The organism is Parabacteroides gordonii MS-1 = DSM 23371, assembly GCF_000969825.1.
Classification (GTDB): Bacteria; Bacteroidota; Bacteroidia; order Bacteroidales; family Tannerellaceae; genus Parabacteroides; species Parabacteroides gordonii.
This window is the reverse complement of sequence record NZ_KQ033919.1, coordinates 1,136,289-1,150,125: the sequence shown is the minus strand read 5'-3', so window position 1 is coordinate 1,150,125 and position 13,837 is coordinate 1,136,289. Positions and strand designations below refer to the sequence as shown.

Below are 13,837 nucleotides of genomic sequence, written 5' to 3'. Positions count from 1 at the left end.
TCTTTCTGACTTTCTCTATTCTAAATAGCGTTACTATCAATAAAAAAACAGCTGCAATTTATAAAATTACAGCTGTTGAAGATTCATTGAGTAGTGCGTCCGGGGATCGAACCCGAGTTTCCGCCGTGAGAGGGCGGCGTCCTAGGCCACTAGACGAATGCACCGTTGCTTGTCATAGTTTTCATTGTTTGACGATGCAAAGCTAGTTATTATTTTGTTTCGGTGTTCTCCGGAACGGAAAAAAATGCAAAGTTTTTTACATCTCCTTGTCATAATGACACCATAATTGTCTTTGTACCACTAAAAGGCGTTAAAACTAAGCGCATTTTCGCTTATATTTCATTGCTCTTCCTGTTTATTTATTCTACCTTTGCCCCCTGTTATTGAACAATATACTATTGAACAATTACTAATACCAGTATTAAAATAACTAATATTATGGCAGAACTAAAAGAAAAACTTTTCTCAGAATTCGCTCCGGTCACTACTGAAGAGTGGATGGCGAAGATCACGGCTGACCTGAAAGGTGCTCCGTTTGAGAAAAAGCTTGTCTGGAAGACAGGCGAAGGATTTAATGTAAATCCTTTCTATCGTGCAGAAGACATCGAAGGTTTGAAGACTACAGAGTCTCTTCCCGGTGAATTCCCTTATGTTCGCGGAACAAAGAAGGATAACGATTGGAAGGTACGCCAGAACATCGAAGTAACTTGCTTTAAGGAAGCTAACGAAAAAGCTCTTGATTTGCTGACTAAAGGTGTTACTTCTCTCGGTTTCATCATCAAAGGTGATGAAGTGAATGCCGAAAATATTGCAACATTATTAAACGGTATTTGTCCGGAAGCTACTGAACTGAACTTCAACACTTGCAACTGCAAGGCTGAAAAACTGATCGGTATCCTGGAATATATCCTGAAGGGAAAAGACGTGGATCTGAACAAATGTTTCGGTTCTGTAAACTTCGACCCGTTCAAGAAGCCGTTGGTAAAAGGTAAAGAAAATGAAAACTGGGTAGAAGCTGCATCTGCTGTGCTCAAAGCAGGTCAGGCACTGCCGGGTTACAGAGTTTTAGCTGTTAATGCTTTCTATTTTAATAATGCAGGTGCTTATATCACTCAGGAACTGGGTTATGCATTGGCATGGGGGAACGAACTGATGGCTAAGCTGACCGAAGCCGGTTTCAGCGCTGACGAAGTTGCCAAGAAAATTAAATTCAACCTGGGTATCAGCTCTAACTACTTCATGGAAATTGCAAAATTCCGTGCTGCCCGTTGGTTGTGGGCTGAAATCGTTGCAGCTTACAATCCTGAATGCAACTGTGCTTGCAAGATGAACGCACACGCCCAGACTTCCGAATGGAACATGACTATTTACGATGCTCACGTAAACCTGTTGCGTTCTCAGACTGAAGCGATGTCTGCAGCTCTGGCAGGGGTAGACTCTATCACTGTTCGTCCTTTCGATAAGACTTATCAGACTCCGGACGATTTCTCTGAACGTATCGCACGCAACCAGCAGTTGTTGCTGAAAGAAGAATGTCACTTGGATAAGGTGGTCGACCCTTCTGCCGGTTCTTATTATGTGGAAGTGCTGACTAACTCATTGGCTGAAGTTGCCTGGAACCTGTTCCTGGAAGTAGAAGACAAAGGCGGTTTCGCAGCTGAAGTTGCTAACGGAAATATCCAGAATGCAGTGAACGCTTCCAATACAGCCCGTAAGAAAGCGGTTGCTACCCGTCGTGAAATCCTGCTGGGTTCTAACCAGTTCCCGAACTTCACAGAAGTGGCTGCCGGAAAGATTAAAGAAGCTGCTTCCTGCTGCTGCGGTGGTGGTCATTCTTGCGGTGAAGCAACGGTTACTCCTCTTGATTTCTCTCGTGGTGCATCTGAATTCGAAGCATTGCGCCTGGCAACAGAAAAGAGCGGCAAGACTCCGAATGTCTTTATGTTGACTATCGGTAACTTGTCTATGCGTATTGCCCGTTCACAGTTCTCAAGTAACTTCTTTGCTTGTGCAGGATATAAGGTAATTGATAACTTAGGTTTCGAAACTGTTGAAGCTGGTGTTGAGGCAGCGATGAAAGCCGGTGCTCAAATCGTTGTTCTTTGTTCTAGTGATGACGAATATGCAGAATATGCTCCTGCTGCTTATAAGGCTTTGGCCGGACGTGCCGAATTCGTTGTAGCTGGTGCTCCTGAATGTATGGAAGACCTGAAAGCTCAGGGTATCGATCAGTTTATCAATGTAAAGAGCAACGTGCTTGAAACATTGAAGGCTTTCAACGCAAAATTAGGAATCGCTTAAGTAGAAACAATTATGAGACCAAATTTTAAGAATATAGATATAAAGAATGCCGGTTTTGCAGCTACCAATGCTGCCGAATGGGCAAAGGCCAATGGCATCGAAGCCAATTGGAAAACACCCGAGCACATCGAGGTGAAACCAGTATATACAAAAGAAGACCTGGAAGGTATGGAGCATCTGCACTATGCATCCGGTCTGCCTCCTTATCTGCGTGGCCCGTATAGCGGTATGTACGCTATGCGTCCCTGGACAATCCGTCAGTATGCCGGTTTCTCTACCGCAGAAGAATCAAATGCATTCTACCGCCGTAACCTGGCTTCCGGTCAGAAAGGTCTGTCTGTTGCATTCGACCTTCCGACACACCGCGGATACGATGCCGACAACGAACGTGTTGTTGGTGACGTTGGTAAAGCCGGTGTATCTATCTGTTCGCTGGAAAACATGAAAGTATTGTTCGCTGGTATTCCTTTGAACAAAATGTCTGTTTCCATGACTATGAACGGTGGTGTTCTTCCGGTATTGGCATTCTACATCAACGCAGGTCTGGAACAAGGCGCTAAGTTGGAAGAAATGGCCGGTACGATCCAGAACGATATCCTGAAAGAATTCATGGTGCGTAATACGTATATCTATCCGCCTGAATTCTCAATGAAGATTATCGCTGATATCTTCGAATATACATCACAGAAGATGCCTAAGTTCAACTCTATCTCTATTTCCGGTTACCACATGCAGGAAGCCGGTGCGACAGCAGATATTGAAATGGCTTATACCCTGTGCGACGGTATGGAATATCTTCGTGCCGGTGTTAACGCTGGTATCGATGTGGATGCATTCGCACCGCGTCTGTCCTTCTTCTGGGCTATCGGTGTGAACCACTTCATGGAAATCGCCAAGATGCGTGCCGCACGTATGTTGTGGGCGAAGATCGTGAAGAGTTTCGGTGCCAAGAACCCGAAATCTTTGGCGCTGCGTACTCACTGCCAGACTTCAGGATGGTCGTTGACTGAACAGGATCCGTTCAACAACGTAGGCCGTACTTGTATCGAGGCGATGGCTGCTGCACTGGGACACACTCAGTCTTTGCACACCAATGCGTTGGACGAAGCTATCGCATTGCCGACAGACTTCTCTGCACGTATCGCCCGTAATACACAGATTTATATCCAGGAAGAAACAAAGATCTGTAAGGAAATCGACCCGTGGGCCGGTTCTTACTATGTAGAATCTTTGACAAACGAACTGGTACACAAAGGTTGGGCTTTGATCCAGGAAATCGAAAGCATGGGCGGTATGGCAAAAGCGATCGAAACAGGTCTTCCGAAGATGCGTATCGAAGAAGCGGCTGCTCGTACTCAGGCTCGTATCGACTCAGGTGTTCAGACAATCGTTGGTGTTAACAAATACCGTCTGCCGAAAGAAGATCCGATCGATATCCTTGAAATCGACAATACTGCCGTACGTAACGAACAGATTGCCAATTTGAAGGTGTTGCGTGAAAACCGCGATGAAGCAGCTGTTCAGAAAGCATTGGCAGACATCACCGAATGTGTGAAAACTAAGAAAGGCAACTTGCTGGAACTGGCTGTTAAGGCTGCCGGCTTGCGTGCATCACTGGGAGAAATCTCGGATGCCTGCGAAGTTGTTGTAGGACGTTATAAAGCAATCATCAGAACTATTTCAGGCGTGTACTCATCAGAAACAAAGAAAGACGCAGACTTCGTAAAAGCTTGCGAGCTGACAGAAAAGTTTGCTAAGAAAGAAGGTCGCCAGCCGCGTATCATGATCGCTAAGATGGGTCAGGACGGACACGACCGTGGTGCTAAGGTTGTAGCTACCGGTTATGCCGACTGTGGTTTCGACGTGGATATGGGGCCGTTGTTCCAGACTCCGGCAGAAGCTGCCCGCCAGGCTGTTGAAAACGACGTTCACGTAATGGGTGTTTCTTCTTTGGCTGCCGGACATAAGACATTGGTACCGCAAGTTATCGAAGAACTGAAGAAGTTAGGCCGCGAAGACATTATCGTTATCGCCGGTGGTGTAATTCCTGCACAGGACTACGACTTCCTGTATAAAGCAGGTGTTGCAGCTATCTTCGGCCCGGGTACTTCAGTAGCTAAAGCTGCTGTCCAGATCCTTGAAATCCTGTTGGGAGAATAATAGAACCAAACAATTTACAGATAGGCGCTGCGTAGTTTTCTGTAGAGAACTACGCAGTTCTTTTTTTCAATGTGCACGAATCAAGATACGAAAAACAGAAACTCATATAATAAAATCCATATAAAATGACAAAACAGCGACGCCCTCATGAGGGCAGAACAGGAAGGAACGATTCATCCCGTCGTTCATCCGACAGAAAAGAACAACTTAGTGCACAATCAGAACTTAATCGTTTAAAGAAGAAGATCACCAGCCTGAAAGAAGAGATCAGCCTGATGCCTGAGAAGGAAGAACGTATCCGGGATTTCTTTGAACGGAATGCCAAACCTGTATTTGAAAAAGAAACCGCATTGAAATATAAGTTCCTTGTTTATCTGGACGAATCGTATGAAAGCGACGAAATGAGTGTCGGGGAGAAAGACATATTTCTTGACCTTTTTGCAGAAGAAAGCCAGGGCGTGGAGGATTTTGTGACCACCGCCGAACAACGGAAACATCTTCTGGAGCTGAAGTATAAGTACGACGAACTGGCTCTCGGCATGAGCCGCGAGGAACTCGATCAGGAAGCCGTAGAAGATACTATGAGCTTATTCGTGAATCGTTACGGCATAAAGCCTAATAAAGCGATGAAGACTGCACAGACGGAAGACGAGTTGCTGTCGGCTATCTCTGATTATATCGAGGCGCAGGCACAAAAAGCGATTGCTGTCGCTGCCGGTGAAAAACCGAAACGTGCCAGCCGGAAAGCAAAGGGGGCAGAGTCGGCGAAGATATCCAGACGAATGCTGGTCGAACAGTTGGAAATGGTACAAACCATAGAAGCTATGCAGAAAGTCTATTCGAACCTGATGGACGAACTCTATAAAGGGAAGGAAGAAGAGGATACTTTTATCGCCCAAAAGGCGGAACGTATGAAAGAACTGGCTGTTGCCGGTGCTCAAAAAGACCTGGCTGAAATCCTGATCCTGCAGATCGAATGGATTGAAGAAGCTGCACAGGAAGCGCCGGAAGAAGAGAAAGAGCTGGCTGCATACAACGGGAAACTGCGATTCTTGCTGACATATCTTAACGAAGAGTTGGAAATCATCAAAGAAGCTCCTCTTTCCGGTGTGGAAGGCCCGTACACACAATTGCGCAATTTTGCCTGGAAAGACCTGCCTATTCAGATGAATATGTTGTTTACCCGTCATAAGAAGGATATGAAAGGCATCGAAGAATATGTTTCTGCCGTATCTTCCGTGTCAGGCCTGAAGTCGTTCCTGCAACAGTATAAGCAGAGCCGTGGTGACAGCTTTTTAGGGGCAGACGACTGGGATTGGGAATAAATATATCTTTTGAAAGAAAGTAATAGGGCTGCTTTTCGTTTGAAAAGCGGCCTTTTTTGTTTATGTTTACACCTCGATAACGATAAGCTTATTACTATATGGAACCGATTAATTGCTTTTTACCTTATATCTCCCCAGAACAGATCGCTCCTGTTGTGGAGGAATTGAATAAAACAGGTATGGTCGATAAGATTTACCTGATGACTTCCAACCCCGAAGCCAAGTCGTATCCCGGCTGTGAGATCCTTCCCGTCGATACACTGACCAGTACACAAACCTTGCGTTCTGTTTATGAACGTGCAGAAGGAAAAAATATATTGCTTTATCTGCGTCCCGGCCTGATCCGGTTTGGACAATATGCATTGGAACGGATGGATGCGGTTCTTCGGGAATGTAAATACAACCGGATTGTTTATGCCGATTATTATGAAATAGCAAACGGAACTAAAAAGAATCATCCGCTGAATGATTATCAATCAGGGAGTGTGCGGGATGATTTTGACTTCGGGCCATTGTTGATGATTAAATATGATGTATTAGGCACCTATCTGGAGCAGCTTTGCAGTAAGACTCCCGGGCTAAAATATGCCGGTCTGTATCGCTTTCGTCTTTATTGTGCTGGTATGCTGGAGGGAATTATTCATATCAGAGAGTATCTGTATACGTTCCAGGAAGAAGATAACCGTAAAAGCGGAGAAAAGCAGTTTGATTATGTAAATCCCAAAAACCGCGATGTTCAGTTGGAAATGGAAGCTGCGTTTACTTCTTCCCTGAGATATAGCAAAGAATATCTGAAAAAGAGAATCCAGGCCGTGAAGTTTAAATCGAGAGGCTTCAAATATGAAGCCACTGTGATTATCCCTGTCCGCAACCGGGTACGAACCATCGAAGATGCCATTCGTTCCGTGTTTATGCAACAGGCTTCGTTTAAGTTCAATCTGATCATTGTAGATAATCATTCTACGGACGGAACCACTGAGATGATCCGTCGTTATGCTTCCGACGACCGGTTGATTCATCTGATTCCTGAACGTGACGACCTGGGAATAGGTGGATGCTGGAATTTAGCTGCCGCTCATCCGTTATGCGGTAAGTTCAGTGTGCAACTCGACAGCGACGACGTATATAGCGGGCCGGATACATTGCAGAAGATTGTCGATACGTTCTATGCAGAAAGATGCGCAATGGTAATCGGAACCTATAAAATGACTGACTTCGACCTGAATGAAATACCACCGGGTATTATCGACCACCGGGAATGGACACCGGAAAACGGACGTCATAATGCGCTGCGTATCAATGGGCTGGGAGCACCAAGGGCTTTTTATACTCAGATACTCCGCGAAATAAAGATGCCGAACGTGAGTTATGGTGAAGATTACGCGATCGGTCTGGCTATATCACGTACTTACCGGATCGGCCGTATTTATGATGTCCTGTATCTTTGCCGGCGTTGGGAAGATAATACGGATGCATCGCTCGACATACACAAGATGAATGAATACAATGCTTATAAAGACAGCTTGCGTACACAGGAGTTAAGAGCGCGTGGGATGATTTTATGAAGTATGGAAGGATAAAAAATCATGAAAAATATAAATCAGCAGGCTAAAGAGTTAATACGCGAGCATCTTACTTTCTGGGAGTTGGCAAGACAGAATTATGCTGCTCTCGAAAAGGTACAGACCCGGAGGTTGGAAGTGAACGGGTATCCGGTCATTCTTCAGTTCAATCCCGAACGTATCCGTTCGTCGGCTGCAAAGATCGATAAACAATCGCTGGCTGCCCGTCCCTGTTTCCTTTGTGAAGCACATCGTCCCGGTAATCAGAAGTGGATTGACTTTGGAGAAGAATATCAGATCATAGTCAATCCATTCCCCATCTTTCGCGAGCATCTGACAATCCCGATCCGGACACATCAGGAACAGCGTATACTCTTGCGTTACAAAGATTTGCTGTCGTTGGCGGAGGTGTTGACAGACTTTATTGTCTTTTATAATGGCCCGAAATGCGGAGCATCGGCTCCTGACCATATGCATTTTCAGGCAGGCAATAAAGGCTTTCTGCCGCTTGAAACGAATTGGAGGAAAACTCCGAAAAAGCCTATGGTCTCTTTCGGACAAGCCGGCTTATATGCGTTGAGAGATTTCCTGCAACCGGCGTTCATTATCATCTCCGGCAGTAAAGAGGATTCTGCCATTCTTTTCAATCATATTTACTCTTTACTGGAGATCAGGCCGGATGAATATGAACCTATGATGAATGTATTGGCCTGGAAAGAAGAGAATTACTGGTTCACCTGCATTTATCCGCGAAAGAAATTACATCCCGCCTGCTACTATGCCGAGGGGGATGCCAATATATTGATCAGCCCGGCAACAGTCGAAATGGCCGGCGTTTTTATTACCCCACTGGAAAAAGACTTCCGGAAAGTGACTGCCGGAGACTTGCAACAAATTATCAGTGAAACCTGCCTCTCTACAGAGGAGATGGATCAGTTAATCAGTAAATCTAAATCATATTATTTATGAACCAGACAAAGCGAACTTCCCCTTGGAGTTGGATCCCGACACTTTATTTTGCAGAGGCATTGCCTTATGTAGCGGTGATGACAATCTCCGTTATTATGTATAAACGGTTGGGTATCAGTAATACCGATATCGCCCTGTACACCAGCTGGCTGTATCTTCCCTGGGTAATCAAACCATTCTGGAGTCCGTTTGTCGATTTACTGAAAACAAAACGCTGGTGGGTGGTAACCATGCAATTCCTGATAGGGGCCGGACTGGCCGGTATCGCTTTTACCATTCCGATGGATCATTTCTTTCAGGTGACCCTCGCTGTCTTCTGGTTGGTGGCTTTCAGTTCGGCCACCCATGATATTGCGGCCGACGGCTTTTATATGCTGGCACTCGACTCGCACGATCAGGCTTTCTATGTTGGGATACGAAGTACTTTCTATCGCATCGCCACCATTGCCGGACAAGGCCTGCTTGTCATGCTGGCAGGTGCTTTGGAGAACAGTACGGGTAAAATACCGTTCGCTTGGTCGATCACGTTTCTGATCCTGGCCGGCTTGTTTATCGGACTCTGCCTGTATCATAAATACATCTTGCCCGTTCCGAAATCGGATAAAGCGGCAGCGACAGTAACGGCTTCTACTATATTTAAGGAATTCTTTGCTACATTTGTCTCGTTTTTCAGGAAGAAACAGGCATTGGTCGCTATTCTGTTTATGCTATTCTACCGTTTCCCCGAGGCGCAGCTCGTTAAGCTGGTGACACCTTTCCTGATCGATCCGCGGGAAGCGGGCGGACTGGGACTTACTACTTCCGAGATCGGACTGGTGTATGGCACGATCGGTATTATCGGCCTGACGTTGGGCGGTATTATCGGCGGGATAGTGGCGGCGCATGGCGGATTGAAGAAATGGCTTTGGCCGATGGCGCTGGCAATCACGTTGCCCGATCTGGTTTTTATTTACCTGAGCAGTGCGCTTCCTGAAAGCCTGCTGATTATTAATGTATGTGTATTTATCGAACAGTTCGGTTACGGATTCGGTTTTACAGCCTATATGTTGTACCTGATCTATTTCTCGGACGGAGAACATAAAACGGCTCATTATGCTATCTGCACCGCCTTTATGGCCTTGGGTATGATGCTTCCGGGAATGATTGCCGGATGGCTGCAGGAGCAACTGGGGTACGTCAACTTCTTCTGGTGGGTGATGGGATGCTGTCTGATTACATTGGCCGTGACTGCGTTCCTGAAGATAGATCCGGCGTTCGGCAGGAAAGACAGAGCGATAGATTGAGTAATAAAAAAAGAATATGATATTAATAGCCGACAGCGGTTCCACCAAGACGGATTGGTGTCTGGTAGAGAACGGAGAAAATATCCTTCGCTTTCAGACGCGAGGGACAAACCCTTTTTTTCAGACGGAAGAAGAGATACTGGAAGAAATAGAAACCGGTTTGCTGCCGGGGCTGAAAGGAGTAGAACCTTCTTCCGTCCATTTTTATGGAGCCGGTTGTGCTTTTCCGGAAAAGAACGAAATCATCAGGCGTGCCGTCAGTCGGCATCTGCCTGTTCCGGTGGAAGTGGGGAGCGACTTACTGGCTGCCGCCCGTGCTTTGTGTGGCGACCGTCCCGGGATCGCTTGCATTCTGGGAACGGGGTCTAACTCCTGCCAGTATGACGGAAAGGAAATAGTGAAGAATGTTTCCCCTTTGGGCTTTATCCTGGGGGATGAGGGGAGTGGTGCCGTATTGGGAAAATTGCTGATTGGCGATGTCCTGAAAGACCAGTTGCCACCGGCTTTGAAAGAACTGTTCCTTTCGCAGTATGAATTGACTCCGGCATCGATTATGGACAGGGTGTACCGTCAACCTTTCCCTAACCGTTTCCTGGCCGGTTTCTCTCCTTTTATTCTGGAACATCTGGATGAGCCTGCTGTCTGGGAGTTGGTGACCCGCAGTTTCCTGGCATTCTTTACCCGGAATGTGAAGCAATACGATTATTTTGATCTGCCGGTTCATCTGGCCGGTTCTGTTGCCTGGCACTATCAGACGGTATTGAAAGAGATTGCTTTCGATCTGGGTATCCGGCTCGGAACGATCATTCAAAGCCCGATGGAAGGGTTGATCAGGTATCATAGTGGTATATCTGAAACTAACTGAATAATATAAGAATATGTCCTTTGACAAAATAACGGAAAAAGAGTCCTTATACGATAATCTGGAAAATAAGTCGGTACGTGAGCTACTGGAAGATATAAACGCAGAAGACCGGAAGGTGGCACTGGCTGTGCAGAAAACAATCCCCCGGATAGAGAAACTGGTGGAGTTGATCGTTCCCCGAATGAAACAGGGCGGGCGTATCTTCTATCTGGGAGCCGGAACTAGCGGCCGCCTGGGCGTACTCGACGCTTCCGAAATACCGCCTACTTTCGGAATGCCTCCAACACTGGTGATCGGTCTGATTGCCGGTGGCGATACGGCACTTCGCAACCCGGTGGAGAATGCGGAAGATGATCTGAAGCGCGGTTGGGAAGAGTTGCAGGAACATCAGGTCACCACCAAAGATACAGTGATCGGTATTGCCGCCTCGGGTACGACCCCTTACGTGATCGGCGCTTTGCGTAAAGCCCGCGAGCAGGGGATACTTACCGCCTCTATCTCCAGTAATCCCGATTCTTCGATGGCAGCCGAAGCGGATATCGCCATCGAAATGATTGTCGGGCCTGAGTTCGTAACCGGCAGTTCGCGCATGAAATCCGGTACAGGGCAGAAGATGATCCTCAACATGATATCCACCTCTGTCATGATCCGCCTGGGTCGTGTCAAAGGCAACCGGATGGTGAATATGCAGCTTACCAACCGAAAGCTGGTCGACCGCGGAACCCGCATGGTAGCAGAAGAACTGGGACTGAGCTACGGCCAGTCGCAACGCTTGCTCCTGATGTACGGTTCGGTGAAAGAAGCAGTCGATGCCTATCGGAAAGCCTGAAAAAACAAATTTTCCCCGGCAGAAAAACTGGTAGGGTAGACCGTCCTTTCTATATAAAATAGAGCATTGAACGAACCCTATGCAGGCAAAAAACTGCTTGATAAGTAGACCCCTTGTCTGCTTATTAAGTAGAGGCTTGTCTACTTATTAAGCAGATGAAGGTCTACTTATTAAGCAGTTTTCGCTTTTCTCGATGAAAAAGGGTGAATAGATAAAAAATGTTATTTTTGAAAAGAATGCAACAAAATGTTTATTTGTTACGATTTTTGTATTTACATTTGCAATTAGACAATGGGAGTAGCAATTTTAATTGCTTAATGATGCGTTATAATAAAGAGGCATCATTCATCTTGGTGATGGAACATTTAAAGTCGATGGTACGTTATTATAGGAGAAGTATCATTTTTAGTCTTTCCTCAGGTGGCTTTAAATTCGATGATTAAGTTAGCCTTAACAGAAACTTTTCTCTCCCGTAAAATCAATTTTTGTTGCTGCCTGCAAGTAGTATTGAGGGTATTTTGTTCTCATACAATTTGGGTGTGGTAGATTTATCCGAGTTAGCAAGAATGTAGGAATAAATATGTGAGAGTTAGATTCTTGTAGCTGTTTAACTCATAAGCGAAAAAAGAGTATGGCTTTACGAGTTAGAAGGGTGAAGAAATCTTTCGGTTTTGATAAAACGAAGGCCGAAAAGTATGTGCTTGTCCCTGACCGGGCAACAGTAGTTAGATTCGAGCCCCTTTGCGACCAGGTCGCAATGGTCTCAGGTATTAATTTAGGACTGGTTCAGTCTGTGGTGTATGGGTTGGTAAAATCCATGACGACATTCATCCGGCAAGGCCACTCCGTGCAAGTGGCAGGCTTTGGAACTTTTGTTCCCTCCTTCAATGCGAAGAGCAGTGCAGCGGAGGAAGCGGTGAATGTGTCTTCTATCCACAAAGTAAAACTGCGTTTCCTTCCCAGTGCGGAATTGAAGGCGGTGATGAACTCGATGGAGTTTGAGTTTGACGTGGTGGATAGTACGAACGATTCCAAAACAGCTTCCGGTGGTGAAGACGATAGACCCGTTATAGAATAAGGGTGGTCTTCGGAAGTAAACGAAAAGCCCCTGTCTGATAGCAATAAATGCTGTCGAGGCAGGGGCTTCTTTTGTTTGTTTGTAAAGATATTTGGTAGGATTTAATGACTAAAATTTGACAACATTAATAAAATACCTACTTTTGAAGAAATAATATTCTCATAGAGCGTTGCATTGAAAAGAAAAACGTATCTTTGCCTTACTCGGCGGGAGAAATCGCCGGTATAGATAAGAAAGCGTTTTTTGCTTTATCCTTGGTTCGAAATCGCCAATTTCAAGGGGAAGGATAGGGACAATGTGACGCTCATTCTGTTTTGTATATATACCGAAGTATGTATAGGCATACTCGTATGTATAACATACAGCGTGGGAATATTGTTTCTTCACTCACTTCCTCTAGGCGTTTGGCGATGCCCGAATCAGGTGAGCAGGACAAGTCTCACGCTCTCTTTTTATATATATGTGCCTGGTTTGGAGACTTGGAGGGCAGGAAAATAATAAGAAGGAAAAATCATGCGGGCATATCTTTCTTTTACATTACTATTGGCTTTAATGTTTTGTTTCGAACTATCTGCATGGTCGAAGAAACCCACAATCATGATATTGCCCAGTAATAATTGGTGTAATCAGCGTTATTTCATAACAAAGTATTTCAATCAAGGAACTACCGTTACTATACCAAACTATTCTCAAGCATTCCAAGAAGATGTCGAATTACCACAAGTCATTAGTAAAATTGGAGAATTGTTAACGGTAATGGGATATAGTTTGAAAGATGCAGAGCAAGAGATCAAAACATTGCAGGTAAAAATTGCAGAAGACAATGTAACAACCAGTAAAACTCACAGTGCATCTTTGATAGAAACTCCATTAGATATCTTGAAGAGAAGAATAAAATCAGACATTATCATCCAAATTGATTGGACGATAAATACCACCGCTAAAGGGAATTCCGTATCTTTTACGTTAGAAGCTTTTGATACTTATACCAACAAACGGATTGCCACTTCAACCGGGGTTAGTAAAAAATCTAAAAAGATGGTACCTATTCTATTGGAGCAAGCTATTCAGGAGCACATAAATCCTTTTGATAAACAAATGGATGATTGGTATACAGATCAACAGGAGAATGGTCGAGAAATTCTTTTAACTGTTCGTTGTTGGGATAATTGGGATCGGGATTTAGAAACAGAATATAATGGAGAAGAGTTAACAGATTGTATTCAAAGATGGCTGGATAAGCACACTGTAAAATCTGTTTATAATTTGAGTGATGGGAGTGAATCGTTTTTGCAATTTGAACAGGTTCGTATTCCGTTTATGAATGAAAAAGGAAAAGCACAGGATGCTCGTGACTTTGCTACTGATTTGAGAAAATATTTGCAAAAAGAACCTTTCGAAATTACTTCAAAAGTAATAATGCGTGGATTAGGTGAAGCTATAATTATATTAGGAGAAAAATGAA

General features: G+C 45.0%; 10 protein-coding genes and 1 tRNA gene. 10 read left to right on the top strand and 1 reads right to left on the bottom strand.

The features are described 5' to 3' along the window. Positions 1-91: 91 nt before the first annotated feature. Positions 92-164, bottom strand: a tRNA-Glu gene (locus HMPREF1536_RS04650). Between the two features lie 274 nt (positions 165-438). On the opposite strand from HMPREF1536_RS04650, the gene mutA reads away from it, so the two are divergent. From mutA to HMPREF1536_RS04600, 10 genes are all read left to right on the top strand, one after another. Then, a complete protein-coding gene (gene mutA, locus HMPREF1536_RS04645) occupies positions 439-2,301 on the top strand; it encodes a methylmalonyl-CoA mutase small subunit (protein ID WP_028726882.1) in 1,863 nt (620 codons plus the stop codon). A 12-nt stretch (positions 2,302-2,313) separates the two neighbouring features. Beyond that, positions 2,314-4,461, top strand: coding sequence for a methylmalonyl-CoA mutase (gene scpA, locus HMPREF1536_RS04640; protein ID WP_028726883.1), 2,148 nt, complete (start codon positions 2,314-2,316; stop codon positions 4,459-4,461). Between the two features lie 125 nt (positions 4,462-4,586). Continuing rightward, on the top strand, positions 4,587-5,786 hold the full coding sequence (locus tag HMPREF1536_RS04635; RefSeq protein WP_052349796.1) for a hypothetical protein: 1,200 nt from the start codon (positions 4,587-4,589) through the stop codon (positions 5,784-5,786). A gap of 98 nt (positions 5,787-5,884) precedes the next feature. Then, a complete protein-coding gene (locus tag HMPREF1536_RS28105) occupies positions 5,885-7,351 on the top strand; it encodes a glycosyltransferase family 2 protein (protein ID WP_028726884.1) in 1,467 nt (488 codons plus the stop codon). A gap of 30 nt (positions 7,352-7,381) precedes the next feature. Beyond that, positions 7,382-8,317: a DUF4922 domain-containing protein gene (locus HMPREF1536_RS28100; RefSeq protein ID WP_028726885.1), complete on the top strand. Its 936-nt coding sequence runs from the start codon at positions 7,382-7,384 to the stop codon at positions 8,315-8,317. Then, the gene (locus HMPREF1536_RS04620) at positions 8,314-9,600 is read left to right on the top strand and encodes an MFS transporter (RefSeq protein ID WP_044191686.1); all 1,287 of its coding nucleotides are present in this window, start codon (positions 8,314-8,316) and stop codon (positions 9,598-9,600) included. The genes HMPREF1536_RS28100 and HMPREF1536_RS04620 overlap by 4 nt, the downstream gene beginning before the upstream one ends. Before the next feature lie 16 nt (positions 9,601-9,616). Then, the gene (locus HMPREF1536_RS04615) at positions 9,617-10,465 is read left to right on the top strand and encodes a BadF/BadG/BcrA/BcrD ATPase family protein (protein ID WP_028726887.1); all 849 of its coding nucleotides are present in this window, start codon (positions 9,617-9,619) and stop codon (positions 10,463-10,465) included. A gap of 13 nt (positions 10,466-10,478) precedes the next feature. Continuing rightward, the gene (murQ, locus tag HMPREF1536_RS04610; RefSeq protein ID WP_028726888.1) at positions 10,479-11,294 is read left to right on the top strand and encodes an N-acetylmuramic acid 6-phosphate etherase; all 816 of its coding nucleotides are present in this window, start codon (positions 10,479-10,481) and stop codon (positions 11,292-11,294) included. A gap of 631 nt (positions 11,295-11,925) precedes the next feature. Beyond that, a complete protein-coding gene (locus tag HMPREF1536_RS04605; protein WP_028726889.1) occupies positions 11,926-12,372 on the top strand; it encodes an HU family DNA-binding protein in 447 nt (148 codons plus the stop codon). 513 nt (positions 12,373-12,885) lie between these two features. Then, entirely contained in the window at positions 12,886-13,836 is a 951-nt protein-coding gene (locus HMPREF1536_RS04600) for a DUF6175 family protein (protein ID WP_028726890.1), read from the top strand. Position 13,837 lies beyond the last annotated feature (1 nt).

Excerpts from the sequence above, each read along its gene's own strand:
- HMPREF1536_RS04635 (WP_052349796.1), top strand. The coding sequence starts at position 4,587 with ATGACAAAACAGCGACGCCCTCATGAGGGCAGAACAGGAAGGAACGAT.
- HMPREF1536_RS04600 (WP_028726890.1), top strand. The coding sequence starts at position 12,886 with ATGCGGGCATATCTTTCTTTTACATTACTATTGGCTTTAATGTTTTGT.
- HMPREF1536_RS28105 (WP_028726884.1), top strand. The coding sequence starts at position 5,885 with ATGGAACCGATTAATTGCTTTTTACCTTATATCTCCCCAGAACAGATC.
- mutA (WP_028726882.1), top strand. The coding sequence starts at position 439 with ATGGCAGAACTAAAAGAAAAACTTTTCTCAGAATTCGCTCCGGTCACT.
- HMPREF1536_RS04615 (WP_028726887.1), top strand. The coding sequence starts at position 9,617 with ATGATATTAATAGCCGACAGCGGTTCCACCAAGACGGATTGGTGTCTG.
- murQ (WP_028726888.1), top strand. The coding sequence starts at position 10,479 with ATGTCCTTTGACAAAATAACGGAAAAAGAGTCCTTATACGATAATCTG.
- scpA (WP_028726883.1), top strand. The coding sequence starts at position 2,314 with ATGAGACCAAATTTTAAGAATATAGATATAAAGAATGCCGGTTTTGCA.
- HMPREF1536_RS04620 (WP_044191686.1), top strand. The coding sequence starts at position 8,314 with ATGAACCAGACAAAGCGAACTTCCCCTTGGAGTTGGATCCCGACACTT.
- HMPREF1536_RS04605 (WP_028726889.1), top strand. The coding sequence starts at position 11,926 with ATGGCTTTACGAGTTAGAAGGGTGAAGAAATCTTTCGGTTTTGATAAA.